The organism is Nostoc sp. UIC 10607 (assembly GCF_047228265.1).
Taxonomy (GTDB): domain Bacteria; phylum Cyanobacteriota; class Cyanobacteriia; order Cyanobacteriales; family Nostocaceae; genus Nostoc; species Nostoc foliaceum_A.
On sequence record NZ_JBIQNW010000003.1, the window covers coordinates 191,518 to 214,632 of the forward strand.

General features: G+C 41.2%; 14 protein-coding genes. 5 read left to right on the forward strand and 9 right to left on the reverse strand.

Translation table 11 applies throughout. The features are described 5' to 3' along the window. Positions 1-1,281: 1,281 nt before the first annotated feature. The gene (locus ACEYW6_RS04320) at positions 1,282-3,393 is read left to right on the forward strand and encodes a bifunctional arginine dihydrolase/ornithine cyclodeaminase (protein WP_412978754.1); all 2,112 of its coding nucleotides are present in this window, start codon (positions 1,282-1,284) and stop codon (positions 3,391-3,393) included. Between the two features lie 35 nt (positions 3,394-3,428). Continuing rightward, positions 3,429-3,941, forward strand: coding sequence for a DUF2085 domain-containing protein (locus ACEYW6_RS04325; protein ID WP_412978755.1), 513 nt, complete (start codon positions 3,429-3,431; stop codon positions 3,939-3,941). A gap of 140 nt (positions 3,942-4,081) precedes the next feature. Here ACEYW6_RS04325 and ACEYW6_RS04330 read toward each other — a convergent pair whose 3' ends face one another. From ACEYW6_RS04330 to ACEYW6_RS04370, 9 genes are all read right to left on the reverse strand, one after another. Next, positions 4,082-4,204, reverse strand: coding sequence for a hypothetical protein (locus ACEYW6_RS04330; protein ID WP_412978756.1), 123 nt, complete (start codon positions 4,202-4,204; stop codon positions 4,082-4,084). A 175-nt stretch (positions 4,205-4,379) separates the two neighbouring features. After that, a complete protein-coding gene (locus tag ACEYW6_RS04335) occupies positions 4,380-4,748 on the reverse strand; it encodes a hypothetical protein (protein ID WP_412978838.1) in 369 nt (122 codons plus the stop codon). 331 nt (positions 4,749-5,079) lie between these two features. After that, positions 5,080-6,357 carry a glycosyltransferase gene (locus tag ACEYW6_RS04340; protein ID WP_412978757.1) on the reverse strand — a complete coding sequence of 426 codons (1,278 nt, stop codon included), beginning with the start codon at positions 6,355-6,357 and terminating at the stop codon, positions 5,080-5,082. 410 nt (positions 6,358-6,767) lie between these two features. Then, a complete protein-coding gene (locus ACEYW6_RS04345; protein WP_412978758.1) occupies positions 6,768-8,027 on the reverse strand; it encodes a glycosyltransferase in 1,260 nt (419 codons plus the stop codon). A gap of 142 nt (positions 8,028-8,169) precedes the next feature. Further along, the gene (locus ACEYW6_RS04350) at positions 8,170-8,637 is read right to left on the reverse strand and encodes a DUF2141 domain-containing protein (RefSeq protein ID WP_412978759.1); all 468 of its coding nucleotides are present in this window, start codon (positions 8,635-8,637) and stop codon (positions 8,170-8,172) included. 59 nt (positions 8,638-8,696) lie between these two features. Continuing rightward, positions 8,697-9,701: a glycosyltransferase family 2 protein gene (locus ACEYW6_RS04355; protein ID WP_412978760.1), complete on the reverse strand. Its 1,005-nt coding sequence runs from the start codon at positions 9,699-9,701 to the stop codon at positions 8,697-8,699. Between the two features lie 173 nt (positions 9,702-9,874). Next, positions 9,875-10,879, reverse strand: a complete 1,005-nt coding sequence (locus tag ACEYW6_RS04360) for an NAD-dependent epimerase/dehydratase family protein (RefSeq protein ID WP_412978761.1) — start codon at positions 10,877-10,879, stop codon at positions 9,875-9,877. Between the two features lie 208 nt (positions 10,880-11,087). After that, the gene (gene devC, locus ACEYW6_RS04365) at positions 11,088-12,266 is read right to left on the reverse strand and encodes an ABC transporter permease DevC (RefSeq protein ID WP_412978762.1); all 1,179 of its coding nucleotides are present in this window, start codon (positions 12,264-12,266) and stop codon (positions 11,088-11,090) included. 60 nt (positions 12,267-12,326) lie between these two features. Then, positions 12,327-13,535 (reverse strand): ABC exporter membrane fusion protein, encoded by a 1,209-nt coding sequence (locus ACEYW6_RS04370; RefSeq protein WP_412978763.1) that lies wholly within the window; start codon positions 13,533-13,535, stop codon positions 12,327-12,329. A gap of 1,674 nt (positions 13,536-15,209) precedes the next feature. Between ACEYW6_RS04370 and ACEYW6_RS04375 the strand changes: the two genes are divergently transcribed. The 3 genes from ACEYW6_RS04375 to ACEYW6_RS04385 all read left to right on the forward strand — a co-directional run bounded on the left by ACEYW6_RS04375 (position 15,210) and on the right by ACEYW6_RS04385 (position 23,035). Then, positions 15,210-15,488, forward strand: coding sequence for a hypothetical protein (locus ACEYW6_RS04375; protein WP_412978764.1), 279 nt, complete (start codon positions 15,210-15,212; stop codon positions 15,486-15,488). Between the two features lie 223 nt (positions 15,489-15,711). Next, entirely contained in the window at positions 15,712-21,159 is a 5,448-nt protein-coding gene (locus ACEYW6_RS04380; protein WP_412978765.1) for a beta-ketoacyl synthase N-terminal-like domain-containing protein, read from the forward strand. 148 nt (positions 21,160-21,307) lie between these two features. Next, positions 21,308-23,035: an SDR family NAD(P)-dependent oxidoreductase gene (locus tag ACEYW6_RS04385; protein ID WP_412978766.1), complete on the forward strand. Its 1,728-nt coding sequence runs from the start codon at positions 21,308-21,310 to the stop codon at positions 23,033-23,035. Positions 23,036-23,115: the final 80 nt, after the last annotated feature.

Below are 23,115 nucleotides of genomic sequence, written 5' to 3' on the forward strand. Positions count from 1 at the left end.
CTTAAAACCTTAATAAGCTGTGGTAAAATTTTATTTTGATGATCGCTAGAATGATCTCTTCGCAGACATTTGGCTTTCAATGCTACTCTAAGACGTATTGCAAAATGTCAAAACTATTTGATGCTGATTAAGTACCAGATTCAGTTTCAGATTAACCCAGAGATTGCAAATTGTAGATGTTGTCACCCAATGTGATAAATATGAATTACTGGAGGAAAATATTTGTATCCACATTTTTAAAAGGCAATTCATAAATGTTTAAGAGCCAGTTGCTAATGGCAAAAGTAAATTAATATCTCCGAATATGCTAAGAGATAAAAATTAGGAGTTATATAATCTACAAATTAAACACCAGTAAATTGGAATTGGTCATTACTATATAAATTTATTCTAAGTAACATGTGAATTAGTACTTAGAACTTAACTCATATCATTCAGTTATAAAATTAATAGCAAAAGTGAATTTTTTTATTGCTGTTTTCCTAACTATTTGTGTTTAGTATAACAGGTATAAGCTAGCCAATAAACACCTGGATATCTCTCAAAGCTTAACAGTTAATCAGGATAAAACTGTCTATAAATATTTGAGCTAATAGTATTCTATGTCCACAGAATGAGCCTCAAAAATTTTGCAGTTTTTAGCAACAAAATCCCATATTAAATGCAATTGTTTATCTGTCATCGTATAGTATAAATTAATCGAGATGTAAAATACTTGTGTTAAAAATAAAAAGATTTGATAAAGTTTTTATAAAGTTGCTTAAGTAGACCGTGGAGTAAGATTGAAGCTAAAGTTACATTAACGTTTGTTTAAACACCAATTTTGCAACAGTGGAAGATTCTGAGTCTGGTTTATCGAGTAGACTAAGCTAGCGATCGCTCCGTAGCCCAAGTACTTCTGATTCATGGCTGAAGTGGCTGATTGTTCTGATAGTTGCGATCGCGTCTACTCAGGAAAAGAAAATTTTTGTTGAGTAGAAAGTGTACAATAATGTGTCTTTGTTCCAGCACAAGTGCTTTTAAGCATAGGGTTTCACCTCTGCCCTCCACCCCTTTCCTTACTCAGCACTACTGAAACACTCAGTCCCGCCAGTTAGAGGTCATTTTGCCACCTTCTGTAGTTATTGCCTTCTTCCAGTAATAGAATTAATAACGAAGCCTTTGTAAAGCCTTCAACTATCAAAAGATAGAGATTTAGTAGCAGATTTGACTAAGTGTAAAAAGAACGAAAATCTGTATTCCAAGTAAGCTTGTAGCATATAAAACGCTTGTAAGATTTTTATGACTTCCCGGATTCGCTTTTTAATGTGTCCTCCTGACCACTACGACGTGGACTATGTGATTAATCCTTGGATGGAAGGGAATATTCACAAATCATCGCGCGATCGCGCCGTGGAACAGTGGCAGGGACTACACGAGATTCTTAAACAACACGCCATTGTAGACTTAGTATCACCGGAAAAAGGTTGGCCTGATTTGGTTTTTACCGCCAACGCTGGCTTAGTACTAGGCGATACTGTCGTCCTCAGTCGCTTTTTACATAAAGAGCGTCAGGGAGAGGAGCCTTTCTTCAAACAATGGTTTGAGGAAAATGGTTATACAGTCAATGAACTTCCTAAAGATTTGCCCTTTGAGGGAGCAGGGGACGCACTCCTGGATCGGGAAGGACGCTGGTTATGGGCGGGATACGGTTTTCGCTCGGAATTAGATTCTCACCCTTATCTAGCTAAATGGCTGGATATTGAGGTTCTCTCCCTGCGACTCATCGATGAACGTTTCTATCACCTGGATACCTGCTTTTGTCCCCTAGCAAATGGCTATTTGCTATACTATCCAGGCGCTTTTGATTCTTACTCCAACCGCTTAATTGAAATGCGAGTCGCACCCGAAAAGCGAATCGCCCTTGCTGAAGCCGATGCAGTCAACTTCGCTTGTAATGCGGTGAATGTGGATAACATCGTCATCATGAACAAGGCGAGTGAAGCTTTGAAAACCCGCCTTGCAGATGTAGGTTTCCAAGTACTGGAAACACCACTGACGGAATTTCTCAAAGCTGGTGGTGCGGCTAAATGCTTAACTTTGCGGGTGACAGAGCCAGTTAGAGATGAAATTCATGCCAATGTATCGGTAGAAAGCCGTATCATTCGCATGGAAGGACATTTGCTAGATGCTGGCTTAATTAACCGCGCCTTGGATTTGATTATAGATGCCGGGGGAAGTTTCCAAGTCCTGAATTTCAACTTGGGAGAACAACGGCAAAGTACTTCAGCAGCCGAAGTGAGGGTATCAGCACCATCTCATGAGGTGATGGAAGAAATCATCTCAATGTTGATTGATTTGGGTGCAGTCGATTTACCCCAAGATGAGCGAGATGCCAAACTAGAACCAGTAATCCAAAATGGTGTTGCGCCCGATGATTTCTACGTCAGTACAATTTATCCCACCGAAGTCCGAATTAATGGTCAGTGGGTAAAGGTAGAAAATCAACGGATGGATGGCGCGATCGCAATTACTCAAACTCCCTCTGGCTTAGTCGCTCGGTGTAAAATACTCCGCGACTTAGAAGTTGGCGAACAGGTAATTGTAGATGTGTTAGGTATCCGTACCATCCGCAAAACTGAATCGCGCGAACTCCGCAGCACCCAAGAATTCAGCTTCATGTCGGCGGGCGTTTCCAGCGAACGGCGCGTGGAATTAGTCGTTGAACAAGTGGCTTGGGAATTACGTAAAATCCGTGATGCTGGCGGTAAGGTAGTTGTCACGGCTGGCCCCGTAGTGATTCACACTGGTGGCGGCGAACACCTAGCGCAACTGGTTCGAGAAGGATACGTGCAAGCGCTGCTGGGTGGGAATGCGATCGCAGTTCACGACATCGAGCAAAATATCATGGGCACTTCTTTGGGTGTAGACATGAAGCGGGGTGTCGCCGTCCGTGGTGGACACCGCCATCACCTGAAGGTAATTAATAGTATCCGCCGTTATGGCAGCATTCCTAAAGCTGTGGAAGCGGGGGCAATTAAAAGTGGCGTGATGTATGAATGTGTCCACAATAATGTACCTTTTGTGCTAGCGGGATCGATTCGGGATGACGGGCCTTTACCTGATACCGTAATGGATTTGATTAAAGCACAGGAGGAATATGCCAAACATCTAGAAGGTGCGGAGATGATTTTGATGCTGTCATCGATGCTGCATTCCATTGGCGTGGGGAATATGACTCCGGCTGGTGTGAAGATGGTGTGTGTGGATATTAATCCAGCTGTGGTAACTAAGTTAAGCGATCGCGGCTCTGTAGAATCGGTGGGTGTAGTAACAGATGTAGGATTGTTCCTCAGTCTGTTGATTCAGCAGTTGGATAAGTTGACAAGCCCTTATGTTAATAAGGTAGGTTAAGAAAACGTAGACTCAGAGGGCGCAGAGAAAGGGAGATGACAAGAGTAGCTTTCAGTGAAGAGTTGCAAGTTAATTGGGTCAGCTTCATTGCTGATTTCATGCTGGTGGGGATGGTTTTTGGCCCACCAGTGGCTCCCTTTCTGGCTGCGTCTGGAGTGCCTTTGCTTCCTGGGATTGCGGACATCATTTATTTCATGGGTAATCATGTTTGTCCGCAACCAGATATGGGGTTAGATTTAGCACCACCGTTTATTATGGCTGTGTGTATGCGCTGCTACGGCACTGTAACGGGTTTGCTGATTACTCGTCTGCTGTATGGAGTAACTGGTGGTAAAGGATTTTACTGGTTAAGTCAGTATGGCTGGAGTGGTGTAGCGATCGCCAGTGTGCTGATGATGGCTTATCCTTTAGAATTAGCAGCGCAAGTGTTAGGTTTGTGGAGTTTTAATAATTATCTGGTTACGCCTTTTGGGTTAATTACGGGTTTGGCGTGGGGATTGTTTACTATGCCTATTTTGCACGGGTGGCGGGGTATTAAAACCAGCTAGACCAAATTGTAAGTAAGTTTTATCGCACAACTTACTAGAGTGGATTAATTTTTGCAAGTCGATGCAATGGCATTGTAATACCAATTTGAAAAAAGAATGCGACAAATAGACCATTTGTAGAGACGCGATTCATCGCGTCTTTACTTTACCCAAGAATTCAGAACAACCACAATATTTACCTGTCCAGGCGCTAGCTGTGTTGGGATATCAAGATGCAAATGTCCCGATGCATCAGCAATTGTCGTCAGTTGAAAAACTTCCATTGTTATCCCAGCTATTGAACTCTGGTTTCATTTTAATCCGATGTCTACGACGGGCTATGCGATCGCACTATTGGACAAAAAACCTTGGTCAAACTCGAAGCATCAAGCTGTCTTGGTTATGTGTATAAAGATATAGAGCGATCGCACATTGTACAATGTGTTAATTTTTCCTAGCTCATGATGCGACTAACTTTTTGCGGCTGGGACGCTTGTAGTCTGATTTTTTCTTCAATCCTACCGCTTGGGCTTGATCGCTATTTAATCCATATTGCCCACGTACAACTTCTTTCATCGCTAAAACCGCATTGTGAAATTCCCATTCTGCTAATCGCGCAGCATCAGCCGCAGCACGGTACAAAGCTAATTTCTCGGTTTCGGCTTGTTGCTGGGTCAACATAGCTTGATAAGCTTGCTGTAATTTGGCAGCAGATGCATCAGCACGGTTCGTTTCATAAGTGCCGATGGTTTGCAAGCCGTGCCATGAATTAACATCTTCACTAATTAATTGAGGGCGCAAACGGCGTGTTGTATCTTGGGTAGGCATATCAGCATACGGTTGTAATGTATACATTCAATGTACCCATTACAACCCTAAAGCTATCAGTAAGATGAGGTTTTTAGATAAAATAAGGTTAAAGAAAGGGTAAGCTCATTTTTGCAACTTAGATACAACAAAGTTGCAAGCAGATGCATCTAAGTTGCAGGTCGATGCATTCAAGGTGCAAGTCGATGCAACTTAGTTACAAGTCAATGCATCTAAATTGCAGGTTGATGCATTAAAGGTGCGAGTCGATGCAACTTAGTTACAAGTCAATGCATCTAAATTGCAGTGCTAGCGATCGCTAGTACTATAGTAGCGATCGCGTTTGTTATCGTTATCGTCTTATACTGCCTGTACTTGCCTCCACCTTCTGTGATCCCTCAACGATTTGGTAGAGTTTGTCTTCAAATTTTTGCATACATGCCGACCAATCAAAGTCGAGTATAGAAGGGCGAGCGTGCCGAGTCATATCTGCTTTCAAATCGGGATTTTCCAGAATCGTAATTACCCTTTGGGCGAAGTCAATGGGGTTGTTGGGTTGGGCAAGAAAGCCGTTACGACCAGGAAACACCTGTTCTGAGGTTGAGGGTGCAATAACCGCAACCAGAGGGGTTCCAGAGGCTAACGCTTCGTTATTTGTAGTGCAGAAGTTTTCGGTCACGGAGGGGTTGACAAAGACATCCGCTCTGGCAAACCAACCTAAAAGTTCTGTACCATGAGACTCACCCCATACAGTAACACCCGATCCAAACTTTTTAGCACGCTCCCGAATCTCCTCATCTAGCGGGCCACTACCAACAATCACCAGATGGACATCAGGGATTTTGGCAGCGATGAGTGGAAATATATCGAGCAGTTGATTGACATTCTTTTCAGGAGTGATGCGTCCGACAAACAAGAGAGTTGGTCGGTTATCGTTAGGAATGGGGTTGTAACAAATGTTTCGCGGGTGAAATTTTTCGCAATCGATGCCTTGATAAGCAACATATTCAGCCCGTTGGCATTTCAGCTCTTCGTATTTAGTGAGTTGTTCTTTAGAAGAAAAGTAATTGAAGTCATAAGACTCACTAAATTGCTTAACTAAAGCAGGAATGATCGGACGAACTAAGCTAAAGAATTTATCCCCAAAGTAATATTTGATATATGCAACGATATCTGTATGGAAGAGTGATATTGTTGGGGTACCTGTTCGTCTTCCGTATTCGGTGCCAATTGGACGACCATAACCTTGCAAGAAAAATGAGTATAAACCTCTCATTTGGGCTGCTTCTTCAACCACGATAATGTCAGGCTGGAATTTCTCCAGCAACTTGGTATCACTCCAATGACGATAGTTCAATGGTTGAGGAAGAGACTTGTAGAATAACAGTGGTTGTGTGGGGAATGCGTAAGCAGAGAAATTAGGGAAAGACTGAATTTCCTCTAAACCTGGCATGGGGCGATCGCCTACATTTTTAGGATAGCGATCGTTGATTTGCGGATGGATTAAAAAAACCTCATGTCCCTGCTCTAGCAACCAACGAACCCGTTGGTGAACTGCAACAGAAACTCCAGTTAAGAAAGGAGCATACAACCCTGTAAATAATGCAATGCGAAGTGCTTTCTTAGTCATAATAAAGGGGAATATTTCACGAAAATGCTGGTTTTGAATTTAGGATTTACGCAGCAAATGTTTCATGAACATCCTGATTATTTCGCTCAGAAATTCCCACTAATACAGTTAGACTAAGGATTTACGCATTTTCAGTTAGCCGAAATTGTCGATTGTGAAGCGGATGTTTATAAACCGAGATTCAAACTATCAAAACATCCAAAATACTAAGTCAAAATTCCCCTTAATATACTTGTCTAAACCCTTGCCATTAATGCAAATACATTTTGTTAATCAACAAGAAAAAGCGTGTATTCTGGCAAGGGTTATAGCTAATATAGTTCTACTAAATATAAGATAATATAATTTGAAGACTAGGGAATGTTTAGTGTAATAACTTTCATGCCCTAGTTCATATCTAGCGATTCATTTCAAAGAGAAACCTTGCTATCAATAGGCTGATCCAACCATTGATAAGGGCGATATTCCACTAACCGGACATTCCAGGGCCCTTGAACCCGATAAGCGACACCGCGCCAGGTGACTGTTGATATCCACAAGGATGATAACATCGCTAACCCATAAACCCACTGCGTTAGCGGAATCGCAATCAACATTTTGATGATTGTAGCAGCTGATAATTTTGCGATCGCTTGGTCATTAGAGCGAACCACTCGCTGTATCTCTAATTCCAACACGAGCATTATCAAGAGTAACCCGACAGTATAGACTCCATAGCAGCCTAACAACAGAGCCGCAGCTTCCCATTTTGCCTGTAACAACGATTCAAGAACTAAGATGATGACTGTAGTAGGAAACAAAATACTAGAAACAGCTTCACTAACTAAAGCTAACCAACGTGGGTGATACAGTCGAGAAAAAAGAATGAGGCGCTTGAGATAGTCTATTAAGTTAAATAAATCAGTCTCTTCACGATTTACTATCAGCAGCGAAGGCACAAACTTTACCTGCAACCCATGTTTTTTGAGGATGTCATGCATCATAAAATCTTCGCCTAAAGCTTGTCCCCACTTATCTAGCAGTTCTGTTTGGCGAAGCACTTCTGTTTTCACAGCCAAAGTCCCACCCCAAGGAATTTGGAAGAGAAACATTTGCACTACTGTGGATACATTGCCGGCGTAGCGTACTAACGATCCCCAATACTTACCTGTCGGTACGTACCAACGATTACCTGTTGTCGCTCCAACTTTGGCATCTCTTAGAGGACTGACTAATTCTCGTAGCCAATTCCCATGGACTATAGTATCAGCATCTACTAAGGCAACCACCTTGTAAGAATCATCCAACTCACGAACAGCTTGGATTAAAGAACTGCATTTGAGACTACAATTGTTGCGTACTATTCTCAAAGGGCTGATTTGAACATTGGTCGCTTCTTGCTCTGTGATAGTTTCACTGGCAATTTTCCAAGCGGGATCTTCGTGACTATCAACGATCAACTTTAAATCATACTGTGGATAGTTTTGATTTAGGAGCGATCGCAAACATCTAGGCAAAAACGGATCGGCTCCGCGTAGGCAAAGAATCACTGCGGTTTTGGGCAACTGGTCATCTGGCAATAAGTTTTTTTTGGATGAGCGCAGATACCATATAAAAACAAGCGTTAAACACACCTGAATAACCAGCCAACCCATCAAAGACTTAGACAGAAATATCGCCAAATCTTCCATTAAATTTTTAGTCTCCGGTAGAATATTGGCTTGTTTATATGTAGGTGTGATCTAAACCGTAATTCAGAAGAATTGGTCATTAGGGGAGAGGTGACAGGGAACAGGTGACAGGGAATAGTCTATTACCTGTCCCCTGTTCACTTTACGAATCCAGCGAATATTTCATGATAATGTTGACAGTTGTATTTTTGTTTACAACAAAACTGGCATCACGAAACTTTGGTGTACCTGTTTGTATAGACACAGTTGGATTTTTGGAAATCCCAAAACCTTCTTGAGGAATACCGAAAAAATCTTTATTGAGTTTGCGATCGCCATTTTGATCGTCAACTACGGCGACAGCATAAGTTCCAGGCTTCAAACCGGAAAATTCTTTTTTTACAGAATTGCCAGTAATCTTAGCACAGCCACTTTGAGCTTCACTAGTATTACTCATCGGAAATCCTTTTTCACTTGCGTAAACTCTGAAGCAAATCTCACCTTTTTGGTGTTGTATTCCATTTACCACAACACTAAGTGTTGCACTTGGCTCTGCATTAACTGTTTTAGCAAAGCTGATGCTTACTAAAGTAGCAAGCAAAACATGAGATATTTGAGAAAGTTTCAGCATAATTTTGTAGTGAAAAATAAGTGATTTTGGGATTGAGAAGAAGCTGGAAAACACAGCTTCTATTTCTGAAGTGATTCGTTCAAAGTCTTACTTGCTGTTTTTTTAACTAATGCAACTTGCCAACTTTTCCAAATTAATTGCAGCACTCTCAGCAAATCTTTCAGTAAAAGATATTCTGTCCCTTTTAGCTGCTGTTGGAGACTTATATGGCAACAAAGACGCTCATACAGACTTAGATGACTACGCCATATGGAAAGTATATACTCCCAGATTATTCTCCAATGTGGGAACAAAATTTGTCCTTTATTTGCTGAATCAAACCACACTGCATATGCATAAAAATCAGGCAGCATACTCAATAATGGTTTTTGATTTTTGTCAGAAAACAACAAGTAATTCGGAAAGAACATACTCATTGATTGTTGCGGATGACTTCTGGCAAAAAATAGGTATTCAGGGATTTCATAAAACCTACCAAGAAGACCAAGCCTTAACAAGAGAATTCCATCTGCATTACCGTAACCACCCATAGGCGGTACCATTCTCAGGGCGCTGGCGCGAATTACTCCGTAACATTGATAACACAAATGTTTGGTCAGCAATTCGTGAAAACGTTTGTGTGGTTTTAGTGCATCTGCCTTGAGTTTGATATCGTAGTTTTGGAGGAAATTCCCCTGTTCATCAATGAAATATGTATGGGAGTGACACAAGATTATGCTAGGGTCTTGATCAAGCACCTCAACACACTTCTTGATAAAATCTGGAGCATGTAGATCATCATAGGCTGCCCACTTAAAGTACTCACCCGAAGACAATTTAAAGACGCGATTAAAGTTACGGGCGCAACCGATATTCTTGTCATTGCGGTAGTAACAGATACGTTGGTCTTGTTCGGCGTATGCTCTACAAATTTCTTCAGTTTTATCTGTAGATGCATTATCTGAAATAATTAGCTCAAAATCTTCAAAGGTCTGAGCCAAGAGTGAATCTATGGCTTCTTTGATAAATTTTTCACCATTATATACAGGTAATCCGATGCTCAATCGTGGCTGATTGCTACTCATATAAAACAAGTATTCGGAAAATCTGTGGATTATTTTATGCTTAATTGCAGATAATTGTTAGGCAGATGCAACGTAATAATTCAAAATCCAGAAGCCAGAATATTTTGATACTTCATATCTAACTCCCAACTCCCAACTCCAACTCATTACAATGGTTCTAAAAAATCTGTGGTCTATTTCATCAAGCTTTGGATATCTGTTTTTTGCAGCCATTCATGTGTTCGCTGCATTCCTTCTTCTAGGTCAATTGTTGGTTTATAATTTAACAGGCTTTGTGCTTTGGCAATGGAACAAGCATAAGGACGAGTCATAAAATCTATAGACTCTGGTAGAATATCAACTTTTTTGCGAAAAAGTTTTTGTCCTTGAACGCGTAGCTTTAGAAACAACTTGATTTCATCTTTTGGTAATGAAAGAGGTGCTTGTAAACCTTCCATTGCTGCTAAACGCATAAAATACTCTTTCCAGGAAGTTTCTTGGCCGTCGGTGATATTAAATATTTCACCATAGGTTTCTTTTTCTATCGCTAGAAAGATGCCATCAATCAGGTTGTCAATATATACATGATTCATTACTCCTTTACCATCATTGGCACAGGCAAATAATTTTTGACGCATCATCAGAATTGGTCTGACTATCCAGGGGATACTTCCTGGGCCGTAAACATCTCCGGCTCGAATAATGATAATGCCAAAATCTGGGGGATTATTCAGTTCTAAGAGCGCTGTTTCGGCTTCTATTTTTGTTTGACAATAGGGATTATTTTCGCCAGAGAGTGGCCCGGATTCTGTAACACCATTAGGATAGTTGAAACCGTAGACCATCACGCTGGATAGATGCACAAATGTTTTGATACCAGCCTGTTTAGCGGCTTTAGCTATGTTGACAGTACCGCCAACATTGACATCACGAAAATGGTTAATTGCGCCAGCTTCTTCGGCAATTTGATCTGCATGTAAAACAATATCTACTCCCTGGCAAGCCTTTTGAGCAATAGTAGAATCGGTGATACTACCAATAATTACTTCAACACCTAAATTCTGTAATTGTTTGTTCTTTTCCGTAGAACTTTGCAATCCACGAACATTCATTCCTTGAGCTATAGCCAACTCGGCTGTACGCAAACCGACAAGTTGATCAATCCCAGTAATTAGGAGGGTTTTGTTTTTGAGGTTCATAAATTTGGGTTTATTGTTAAATAGGTGAATTTGAGTTGTTAGATCAAAGACTTCAAAGTTATACCAAATTGAAATTTGGGTAAAGACTTTTAACCTAAAATCTAAAATGGGTATAAAGAGCAATTTTTCTGTGGAGAGGCTGCACCAATGTTTAGTTATGAGTCTATATCAAGGCAAAATAATTTGATTATTTTGCTGGTAATAATAGCTAGAAAATATCTCCTGGATCTGCGGAGCGGAGTTTGTTGATAGCAAGCGCTCCTGATGTTATGCACATTAATACTGTTGAGGTTAAGACAATTAGTGCATTATTATTTGTCATAACTATTGGTAATTTAGTTGCTTCTGCTGCAAAGCTATACAACAAAACAGAAGTTATAAATCCTGGGATGTAACCTAAAATTGCCAAAATTAAAGCTTGCTGGAATACCACATTTAATAAGTAACTATTGGCATAACCTATAGCTTTTAAAGTGGCATAAGCAACGAACTGCGTTGCAATATTACTGTAAAGAATTTGATAAACAATAACTACACCAACAACCGCAGCCATTGTCAACATCAAGTTAAGAATAAAACCAATGGGTGTTCTGACAGCCCAATATCTTTTTTCAAAATCAATGAAGCCTTGACGTGTAAAAACTTGGACATCATTAGGCAAACTTGCTTGCAAATTTTTCAGTACTGTTTCTGCATTAGTACCAGGTTTGAGGGAAATCAAACCGATATCTATCATATCTGCCGGACGAGTATTAGGATTTATCCTTAAGAAAGTTGAGTCACTGACAAGCAAATTTCCATCTACCCCAAAGGAAGGCCCCAAGCTGAATAAGCCACCAATTCTGACTCTATAGCCGATTAATGAATTAAAGGGAAATATTTCAATTGTTTGTGCAGTCTCTCCCGCATTAAATTTTTCAGCTATTGGGCCAAATTCTGGGCGAGAACTCCTGTCAAAAAGCATGACATCGGGAGTTTTGAGTTTATCTAAATTTTTCTCAACTTCTGGGATGTTCATCACAGGTCTGCCTGGATCGAAACCAATAACGTATATTGAATATTTCTCACCAGTTGCCGGATTTTTCAATTTGGCAAATTGCAAATACATGGGGCTAACTGACTCTACGCCATCAAACCCCAGGGATTGGTACAAACGAGTCCGCGAAAAACTTTGATTTGAGGTCAAAGATTTATATTGCGAACTAACTAAAAATAAATCTCCTTTGAGATTCTGATGTACTGCCGTTGCACTTGAATAGAGAGCATCTTGAAAACCAAGTTGCACAAACATTAGCAGCACAATAAAACCAATCCCGGCTACAGCTACTAGTAAACGAACTTTTTGCTGGGCTAGCTGTAGCCATGCTAAAGGAATTTTGAAAATCATGAATTTATTTCTTAGTTGTTATTTGTCATTTGTCATTCACAAATGACTAATGACCAATTACTAAATCTGAATGGCGACATCCACCTGTAAGTTAGTTAAACGAGCCACCCGTTGACTATCTGCGGGATTATCGATGGAGATTTTCACTTCAATTATTCGGCGGTCTGTATCTGAACCAGGGTTGAGGCTGAAGATGCTTTGCTTGTCAACTTGCCAACCAATCTCTTTCACAGTTCCCTGTAATGTTCCAGTAAATGCAGTGCTGGTAATGGTAGCTTTTTGTCCTACACGCACTTTTTGAACATCGGTTTGATACACCTCTGCAATCACATACATTTGAGATGTCTTACCTATCTCAGCAAATCCTGTGCTGGTGCTGATTACTTCTCCGGTTTTGGCGTGAATTTTCAAAATTTTGCCATTTATGGGAGATTTGATGTAACTTAAATCCAAGTCGGCTTTTGCTTGTTGAACAGAAGTTGTTGCACTGTTGACTTCGGTTTGTGCTACCTGAACATCTACACTACGCACTTCGCTAATACTGGTGAGTTGTGCTTGTGCTTGCTTGCGTTGTTCTTGGAATGTGTCTTGAGTCCGCTTGAGAGTCGCTTGGGCTTCTGTAAGTTGCTGTTGTGTAGTCTTGAGTTGTAAAGCTTTGGTATCTGCTACAGAAGCCGCGATCGCACCTTGTTTATATAATTGCTGATAGCGATCATTTTCGGCTTGAGCATTGTCTACCTCAGCCTGGATGCGGGCGATTGTCGCTTCTTGGGTAGCAACATCCCCTTTATATTGTGGCTCTAAACGTGCGATCGCTGCCTTTTGAGCATCGATATCTCCGGTTTTAGCTCCAGATTTGACCTGCGCTAGTTTAGCTTTGGCAACTTGCAGTTGGTCTAAAGCCTGTTGTAAAGCTGTTCTAGAACGACCATAATTTTCTAGATATGCCAGTAATTGCCCTGCTTTTACCGCATCGCCTTCTTTCACCAACAGTCTTTCTACTCGCACCCCATTATTTGAATTAGGAGCATTCAATGAAGTAACTTCACCTTCTGGCTGCAAACGTCCTAAAGCAGTCACAGCAACTTTCGCAGGAGCGACAGCCTTGGGAGGATTTGCTGGCGGTGTCTCAACTTTAGGTTTAGACCAAAGTGGTACCAAACTATAAAAAGCTATTAATCCCGCCGCCAAAGTGAGAGAAGCTGCTAAAATTACTTGCGATCGCCCTACGGGTTTTGTGAATAATCGGCTTTCTTTATTTACTGCCATATTTTCATTCCAATTCTGTTTTCTAGGGGATAGCCTGGTTATTATTTAGTCGATTAGATATAGACTCATCCGCAAATTACCAAGAGGACTTGCCCTCTAGGGTTTCTACCTTAATAAAGTGGATGCGTCTAAATTGGTTTTATATGAATTGTTGTACGCTTTTGCCGCCCAAACTCACTATTGTGGCGTGAAAATTAATGGTGGTGTTACTTCAAAGCTTCCTAAGTTATATCCTATGTTTACATTTAATCCAGTAGCGTAAAATACAATAGCACTAACCGAAAAACTTAACTTTCAAAAACTATGAAGCGCTAGTAAAAAATAAATCAAATTTGGAAGAAACTTGTTATTAACAATGCCATTAAAATTGATTTTTGTCAACGGATTAACTTTGCATAAGTTCTGATTCTATCACTACAATATTTTATCAAAGTAAGATTAGAGACTTAATAAATTTACTCATCACTAATCACTCATCCGCTAATTAAATTCCAATAGATGGTTAATTATCAAGCAGATTTGATATTACTAACAGATTGTTGCTATTAAGGTTGTGTAGTATAAGACATTCTTATCAGCTTTCTTCATAGTAATTAAAGGGCGGTCAGAAACTACGTCTACACGAGGTTTTACCCACCTGCATCTGATTTTTTACGGTATCTAGAAAACCTCTCTCCTAAAAAGAGAGAGACTTTGAATTTTCCCCCTTCCCGCGTCGGAAAGGGGGTTATGGGTTGTTTGAAAAGTGTTTCGCTGTGACTTTAGGCACTTTTAGCTCCCCCCTAACCCACGCCAGTCGCTCCCCTAAAAAAGGGGGGAACCGGAATCAAAGTCCCCCTTTTTAAGGGGGATTTAGGGAGATATAAAACTATTTGATACCGACAAGAGGACTTTTCAAACATCCTCTTAGGTTCGTGGGTTTCAAACACCCAATTTTTCTTAGTCCGCCTCCGCGGACTACCCTGCGGGTTCGCTGAAAGCGTCTATGTTTATGTGCCCGTAAACTCCGCGAATTCCATTGCCATAGCGTACTTAAACGCTCTTTGAAATGATGTAATCATGATTATGTTTATCAAGCAACATACTAAAAATTAATATTTGCTTTATAAATAACCACTTTGCGTTTTAACTTGACTTATATTGAAAAATAACCACAAACTTTGACTCAATTATCATGTTTCTCTGAGAAAACATACTTATGGTTATTCAATTTATTTATGTATTCATGGAATTGTTACTTACTAGACAACACATTTGCATTGATAACTTAATCCAGCACAAATTTTTGGCTAACCCGTAGATAACAAAATATCTCACACATTTATATAGTCATAAATTATACTTTTATGCTGAATTTTATTCAAAATTCACAACAGGAAGAATGGAAGTTTATTTATAAAATAACTTTAAAGGAATGATTTAGTTTCTATAAAGTGTGCTATTGTTTTTATTAATTCAATGCTTAAAAGCAGTTAAGCAACCTAGTTATTTAATTTGAATTTTAAAATTAAAAATAACTAAAGATAACTGCTTATTCCTCACCTTATGATCGTTTAATTACTTTTTAAACTTGCATAAACTCGGATTAAAGGTGGTGTCTCTTCTGTAACGAACTTATCAACTTTCCTGGGTCAAATCCCATAAGATATATTATCCCGGACGTTGAAACTGGCTATGACATTTATCAAGATACAGAATTTTGTCATTAACAACAGGTATGTTGCAGTGGTCAGGCTAGATAATCAAACGGTTCCGGGTGATAAAAGCGTTTCTGTTCCTTTAGCTACTCCTCAATTTTCATCGTTCCAGTGGGATACCATTGCTCAAAATCTCTACTATTACAAATGCATTGAATTCACTGGTCAAGCAGCTATTACACTCCAAGACTATTTTACCAGTTTTAACAACGTCATCGACCTATTGCCACAATATCAAGAGTCTAGCGTTAGATAACATTTTTTCGCGATGTCTACGACGGGCTACGCCTACGCAGTATGCCAAAGTCGCCTGGAAACATAAGGCTTTACCCTGGCAGTATGTGTCGTGTGGTGTCGATTTGGAAACAAGCATTTAGCGGAGATAAAATAGCTAACTGCTTACAAAACCAGAGTTTTTCATTATTAGTAGGCAACAGAAATTACTGTAGCTACACAATCCACAGTACTCACTATGCCCTATGTCTGCTTATTCAATTGATACTGCCTTAGCGGAGTTAGAGAGCCTTGTCAATAATTGTGAACAGGCTGTAATTAAGTCTATCGAGGGAAAAAAAATGAAACCAGATAAATCAGTGTCAATCAACAAAATTAACAGACAATTACAACACAATCCTATCGCCATCGTTGGGATGGCTTCTCTATTACCTCAAGCCAGAAATTTGCGGGAATACTGGCAAAATATAGTAAACAAAATTGACTGTATTACTGATGTTCCTTCCACACATTGGAGCGTCGAAGATTATTACGATCCCAATCCTAGAACTACTGAAGATAAAACCTATTGTAAAAGAGGCGGGTTTCTTCCAGAGGTAGATTTTAACCCGATGGAATTCGGCATACCACCCAGCATTTTGGAAGTCACAGATGTATCGCAACTATTAAGTTTAGTAGTTGCGAAAGAAGCGATGGAAGATGCAGGTTATGGCGAAAAACGTGAGTTTAACCGCGAGATGGTTGGGGTAATCTTAGGCGTGGCGATGGCCAAGCAATTAGGAATGCCACTTTCTGCAAGATTGGAATATCCGATTTGGGAAAAAGCGCTTAAAAGCAGTGGTTTATCTGACGAAGATACGCAAAAAATCGTTGATAAAATCAAAAGTGCTTACGTGAAATGGGATGAGAACGCTTTCCCTGGAATGTTAGCTAACGTAGTCGCGGGTAGAATTGCCAATCGCCTAAATTTTGGCGGGATGAATTGTGTAGTTGACGCTGCTTGCGCTAGTTCCTTTGGTGCTTTAAAAATGGCGATTAGCGAACTAGTTGAGCATCGTTCTGACATGATGCTGACTGGTGGCGTTGATACCGACAACACCATCATGGCTTACATTTCATTCAGCAAAACACCGGCTGTTTCTCCCAGTGAAAATGTCAAACCTTTCGATGCTAAATCTGATGGAATGATGCTGGGTGAAGGTATCGGGATGATTGTCCTGAAACGGTTAGAAGATGCTGAACGGGACAACGATAAAATATATGCCGTAATTAAAGGTATTGGTACTTCCAGCGATGGGCGTTACAAGAGCATTTATGCTCCGCGCAAAGAAGGTCAAGTTAAAGCCTTGGAACGTGCTTATGAAGATGCCGGCTTCTCTCCCGCTACTGTTGGTTTGATGGAAGCACATGGCACTGGTACAATGGCTGGAGATCCGACAGAATTCGGTTCTTTAAAAGACTTCTTTGATGTATATGATGACAAAAAGCAGCACATCGCTTTGGGTAGTGTGAAATCACAAATCGGACACACAAAAGCGGCTGCGGGTGCGGCGAGTTTGATTAAAACTGCTTTGGCTTTACATCACAAAGTATTACCGCCCACAATTAACATCACCGAGCCGAACCCCAAACTCAACATTAAAAATTCATCCTTTTATTTGAATACCCAAACCAGACCTTGGATTCGTCCAGAGGGCGAAGCACCAAGACGCGCAGGTGTCAGTTCCTTTGGATTTGGCGGAACCAACTATCACGTTGTTTTGGAAGAATATGAAGCCGACCAAAGCGCCGCTTACCGCTTGCACAGTGATGCTAGTGAAGTGCTGTTGTTTGCTCCCACAGTAGAGCAATTGTTGAGCAAGTCAGAAGAGATTTTAGGTAAGTTGCGTTCACGAAGTGACTCCGCAGGAGTATCGCCTGAAGCAACTTCATACTACGCACAATTAGTCAATGAGTGCAAATCACAACAGATTCCCCTCTCTGCTCCCAGATTTGGGTTTGTCGCTGAAAATCTGGAAGAAGCTTGCAAGTTTCTGCAAACTAGCATTGACTGGCTGAAACTCAAAGGTTCAGCAGCATCTTGGGAGCATCCCCAAGGGATTTATTACCGCTCCTCTGGTATGGAGTTGGGCGGAAAAGTTGTCTCTCTATTTTCTGGTCAAGGTTCGCAATACCTGGAGATGGGACGCGAACTGGTGATGAATTTTCCTTTGATGCGCCGTCTTCATGGCTACATGGATAGCCTGTTGCTCAAAGATAATTTGCAGCCCTTGTCAGAAATAGTTTTTCCTCATCCTGTGTTTGGAGAGGCAGAAAAAAATGTCCAAATTGCTGCCTTGCAACGCACAGAATATGCTCAACCAGCCATTGGGGTGTTGAGTGCAGGGATGTACAGCATACTGCAACAAGCTGGGTTCAAGTCAGATTTTGTGGCGGGTCATAGCTTTGGTGAACTAACAGCGCTATGGGCTGCGGGGGTTTTGAGTACTGAAGATTACCTGTTTCTAGTGAAAGCTAGGGGTCAAGCAATGGCTGCACCCGAAGACCCAGATCATGATGCGGGAAGTATGTTGGCTGTCAAAGAAGACATCAGCAAAGTGGAAGCAGTGCTGAGACATTTTCCCCAAGTTGCGATCGCTAATCAAAATTCTCCGACTCAATTTGTCTTGGCTGGGCCTACCGCAGAAATAGCGAGAGTCAAAGAAGCTTTACACGAGAAAGGATATACGGCTGTATTGTTACCTGTTTCAGCAGCGTTCCATACACCGCTAATCGCCTTTGCTCAGAAATCCTTTGCGATCGCTACCAAGTCTGTCAAGTTCCAAAGTCCCAAAATCCCTGTTTACAGCAACGTCACCAGTAAGCAGTATCCCAAAGAAGCCCAAGGTATTCAAAAGATTCTGGAAACGCACCTTTCAAACTCAGTGCTGTTCAAGCAGGAAATTGAAAATATCTATGCGGCGGGTGGTACTTGCTTTGTGGAATTTGGGCCTCGGAGAATTCTTACCAACTTAGTGAAAGAGATTCTTGGCGATCGCCCTCATATTACCGTATCTTTAAACCCCAGCACTCAAAAGAATAGCGATCGCTCTTTGCGAGAAGCAGTTGTGCAGTTGCGGGTAATTGGTATGGCTTTGAATAACCTCGATCCTTACCAACTTCCCCAAACTATCCCGCCAATTGAGACGAAGAAGACATTAAATGTACGTCTAAACGGCATCAACTACAGATCCGAAAAAACGAAAAATGCCTTCGCTCTAGCTTTACAGGATGGGCATAAAGTCACATTACCCACTCCCGAATCTTCTGAAACTGTAGCTCCTTTATTTAGCAGCCCCGGTGTAACTCCACCTGTAGCAGTGATAGAAACTAACGGACATAAAAAACTTACCCCAGCAATGAACGGTGTGACTGCTAATATCATCACCCAGCCAGAGCAACAGATGAATCCTGTTACCCTGTCACAACCAGCCCAGGAATCTAAGATGCAACCAACACCAGAAAAACTTACAAATTACGAACAACTTTTAGCAAGTTTAGAATATCTCCTGACACAGTTCCAGGAAAATCAAGCCGAGAATTTACAAGTTCACGGTACTTATCTCAACCATCAAATGGAATACGCCAAAGCGTTTTTCCAACTGATGCAGCAGCAGAATTCCTTGTTGAGTGAAAGTAAATCAACAGCCGAAACTGCCAAAATGAAGCTAGTTGTCATGGAAAGCTTAGAGCGTAGCATGATGCAGTTTCACTCCCAACAAGGTGAAACTCTACGCATCCATGAGCAATATCTCCAAGAGCAGCTGGAATATACTAAGAGCTTTTTCCAACTCATCCAGCAAGAGTATTCTCAAATCATCTCAGGTGAGGGAGCAACCCAACTAACAGAGAAATTAAATGAGGTAAAACATCATTTCACTTCATTCACCACAGAAACAACTGTTACTGATGCACCCGTACCCGTTACTACCAAGATAGTAGAAAGCCAACCTTTGCCTGTAACTGAGCCTGTAGCTAAAAATGGCTTAAATGTTACCCAAGCACCTCTCCCGGCTGCTGTAGAGCCTGTAGTTGAAACTTCTTACTCTCCACTTCCCACTCCCCATTTTGCCACTGTCGAGACAGTAGAGCCTGTAGTCGCGCCACCTGTCCCAGTAGTAGAAGAACCTCAAGCTGAGGTTGTAGTTAAAATTAGCTCACCTCCAGTCAAGGAAGTTGTTGCAGAACCAGCACCCATAACTGCTGCACCTGTATCTAACGCAACCATCGATATTGTTGACTTGGATAAAAACCTCTTAGCCATCACCAGCGATAAGACCGGCTACCCAGTCGAGATGCTGGAAATGGACATGGACATGGAGGCTGATTTAGGGATTGACTCCATCAAACGGGTGGAAATCTTGGGGGCGCTACAAGAAATGTACCCCAACCTACCCAAGCCAAATTTAGAAGAACTGTCAGAAAAACGCACCATCGGTCAAGTTGTAGAGTATCTGCAATCCCACGCTTCCAAAGGTGTTTCGGTAGAAATTGCAGTTCCCGAAGTGCAACCAGCAACCGAGATTCCAGTAGAGGCTGCACCAGTAGTTGAGGTAGTCACTGCACCGGAAGTAAGCGTAGTTGTCGCATTCACTCCAGAACCAGAACCCGCTACAAGTGATGAATTTGCAAACTTAGGTGAAACCCTGTTAGCCATCACCAGCGATAAAACCGGTTATCCAGTGGAGATGCTGGAACTGGAAATGGACATGGAAGCCGACTTGGGTATTGACTCCATCAAACGGGTAGAAATCTTAGGGGCGATGCAAGAAACGTACCCCAACTTACCCAAACCAAATATCGAAGAACTCGGAGACCTCCGCACCATCGGTCAAATAGTTGATTACCTACAGCAGTTGGCTGGAGGTGAAAAAAAAAAGTCTGAACCTGAGTTTGTCCAACAGCAGCCACCCCAATTAGAACATGAACTAGAGCATAATATCCAGCGCCATCTCGTCAAACTCAGAAGTCTACCACAGCCCGATTACTTGGATTTCACATTACCAGAGGGACACATCGGTTTAATCACTGATGATGGTTCCCTCACCACTTACAAATTAACTGAATCCCTAATTGAGAAAGGCTGGAAAGTAGTAGTTATCAGCTTCCCCCAATCGCTCATCGCCCAACAAGCGCCTTTACCTACAGGAGTAACCCGCGTCACCTTAGCAAACTTGAGTGAAGAACATCTTCAACAACAATTGCAAGCGATCGCATCTCACTGCGGAACGATTGGGGCCTTCATCCACTTACATCCAATGTTTGTGGGAAATCACACCGGAAGTATTTCTTATAACGAATCAGAAAAGGCGATCGTCAAGCACGTATTTTTGATGGCGAAACACCTTAAACCCTCTCTAAACGAAGCCGCAAAACATGGACGTAGTTGTTTCTGCACAGTAGCTCATCTTGATGGAGCCTTCGGCTTAGAGTACAAAGTCAACTTCGGTGCGATCGGCGCTGGTTTATTTGGATTAACCAAAACTCTGAGATGGGAATGGCCAAAGGTGTTTACTCGTGCGATCGACCTAAGCCCCAGACTTGACGCTAAACAGTCAGTACAAAACATCATCGCCGAACTTCACGACCCCAACCTTTATATAAGTGAAGTTGGCTACGGCTCACAAGGACGAGTCACCATTATCGCCGATTAAAAATCTTTTCATCTCTTCTCTCTGCGCTCTCTGCGTCTCTGTGGTTCGTTTAAAAAAACCGCAGAGGCGCAGAGGACACAGAGAAAGAGATAGGAAACAACTTGGCTTAATTACGAATTACGAATTACGAATTAATATCAGAGGATTTATGACACAAACAGCCCAGCTTAGTCCATCATCTGTCTTTGTCGTGAGCGGCGGTGCAAAAGGGATTACGGCTGAGTGTACTATCAGATTAGCTCAACAGCAACCCTGCAAATTCATCCTCCTAGGTCGCTCCGAACTATTAGAAACCGAGCCAGATTTTGCTCAAAACTCTGATGAATCAGCATTGAAAAAATGCATCATGGAAAATCTTCTTTCTCAAGGAGAGAAGCCCACACCCATGAATGTGCAAAAAATATATAACAAAATAACCTCCAGCCGCGAGATTAAAAAAACTCTAGCAGCAATTGAAAAAACCGGATCTAAAGCAGAATATATCAGCGTCGATGTCACAGATACGCCAGCTTTACAAGAAAAACTTGCCACTGCTGTACAACATCTCGGCCCAATTACAGGAATCATCCACGGCGCGGGAAACTTGGCTGATAAGTTAATTGAAAAGAAAACAGAAGAGGATTTTGAAAAAGTTTACACCGCCAAAGTTCAAGGTTTAGAAAACCTGCTAACTTGCGTTAATCCTAATCAACTCCAGCATTTAGTTTTGTTTTCTTCCGTAACAGGTTTTTATGGAAATCCTGGACAATCTGATTATGCGATCGCAAATGAAATTCTGAACAAATCAGCCCATATATTTAAGCAAAGTTATCCCTCATGTCATGTAGTCGCTATCAACTGGGGCGCTTGGGACAGTGGGATGGTGACAGCAGAATTAAAGAAGATTTTTCAAGAGCGAAAAATTGAAATAATTCCCATTGCAGTCGGGGCACAAATGCTGGTTAAGGAAATGGATAACGCCAATCATGCAACTGCACAAGTTGTTATTGGTAGCCCACTCGTTCCCCTTGCGGCGGAGTTAGATTCAGAACTACGAACCTATCGTATTCGTCGCCAAATGACATTAGAGGCTAATCCATTTTTACACGATCATACGATTGCTGGTTCTCCAGTTTTACCGGCAACTTGTGCAATGACCTGGATTATCAATGCTTCTGAGCAATTATATCCCGGTTATCGGTTGTTTAATTACCAAGATTTCAAAGTTTTGAAGGGGATTACTTTCAATGAGACATTAGCGAAAGAACATATTTTAGAAATAGAAGAGATTTCTAAAGTTAATCTTGAAAAAATCGAACTTAAAGCCAAAATTTCGAGTAAAAATTCAGAAGGCAGAATCCATTTTCATTTTAGCGCTCAACTCAATCTCCAGCGAGAAATCCCAGTTCCACCTATCTATGAATCTCTCAATCTCGAAGAAGATAATATCATCACCGCTACAGGAAAAGCTTTTTACCAAAATGGTGGGGCTACATTATTTCACGGCCCCGGTTTTCAAGAAATCAAAAAAGTCTTAAACATCAGTCCTGAAAAAATCACTACAGAATGTCTGTGGCCAGAACTCAGCGCACAGGAACAAGGACAATTCCCTGTCCAATGGGTAAATCCTTACACCACTGACTTGAGTATGCACGCCTTATGGGTTTGGACACAACACTTTCATGAAGAAGGTTGTTTACCTGGAAAAGTAGAAAAATTTGAACAATTTGCTATGATACCACATAACGAAACATTTTACGTTTCTTGTGAAGTACTATCTAAGACACCAAGTAGTGCGATCGCAAACTTTATCATACATGACCGTCAGGGAAAAATCTATTCACGAATGCTCGGCGCTCATGCCATTATTTGGTCAATGAAAATGCTCAGAAGCTAGTAATCTGTGAAATTCCAAGTTTGTAGTAAGGACTTTAGTCCTTGTTTTATAAGTACAGATTTGTATGAACTTGTGGCGAA

Coding starts and splice junctions, on each gene's coding strand:
- ACEYW6_RS04335 (WP_412978838.1), bottom strand. CDS start 4,748: ATGCCTACCCAAGATACAACACGCCGTTTGCGCCCTCAATTAATTAGT.
- devC (WP_412978762.1), bottom strand. CDS start 12,266: ATGATTTTCAAAATTCCTTTAGCATGGCTACAGCTAGCCCAGCAAAAA.
- ACEYW6_RS04375 (WP_412978764.1), top strand. CDS start 15,210: ATGACATTTATCAAGATACAGAATTTTGTCATTAACAACAGGTATGTT.
- ACEYW6_RS04385 (WP_412978766.1), top strand. CDS start 21,308: ATGACACAAACAGCCCAGCTTAGTCCATCATCTGTCTTTGTCGTGAGC.
- ACEYW6_RS04320 (WP_412978754.1), top strand. CDS start 1,282: ATGACTTCCCGGATTCGCTTTTTAATGTGTCCTCCTGACCACTACGAC.
- ACEYW6_RS04355 (WP_412978760.1), bottom strand. CDS start 9,701: ATGAGTAGCAATCAGCCACGATTGAGCATCGGATTACCTGTATATAAT.
- ACEYW6_RS04370 (WP_412978763.1), bottom strand. CDS start 13,535: ATGGCAGTAAATAAAGAAAGCCGATTATTCACAAAACCCGTAGGGCGA.
- ACEYW6_RS04340 (WP_412978757.1), bottom strand. CDS start 6,357: ATGACTAAGAAAGCACTTCGCATTGCATTATTTACAGGGTTGTATGCT.
- ACEYW6_RS04360 (WP_412978761.1), bottom strand. CDS start 10,879: ATGAACCTCAAAAACAAAACCCTCCTAATTACTGGGATTGATCAACTT.
- ACEYW6_RS04325 (WP_412978755.1), top strand. CDS start 3,429: ATGACAAGAGTAGCTTTCAGTGAAGAGTTGCAAGTTAATTGGGTCAGC.
- ACEYW6_RS04380 (WP_412978765.1), top strand. CDS start 15,712: ATGTCTGCTTATTCAATTGATACTGCCTTAGCGGAGTTAGAGAGCCTT.
- ACEYW6_RS04345 (WP_412978758.1), bottom strand. CDS start 8,027: ATGGAAGATTTGGCGATATTTCTGTCTAAGTCTTTGATGGGTTGGCTG.
- ACEYW6_RS04330 (WP_412978756.1), bottom strand. CDS start 4,204: ATGGAAGTTTTTCAACTGACGACAATTGCTGATGCATCGGGACATTTG.
- ACEYW6_RS04350 (WP_412978759.1), bottom strand. CDS start 8,637: ATGCTGAAACTTTCTCAAATATCTCATGTTTTGCTTGCTACTTTAGTA.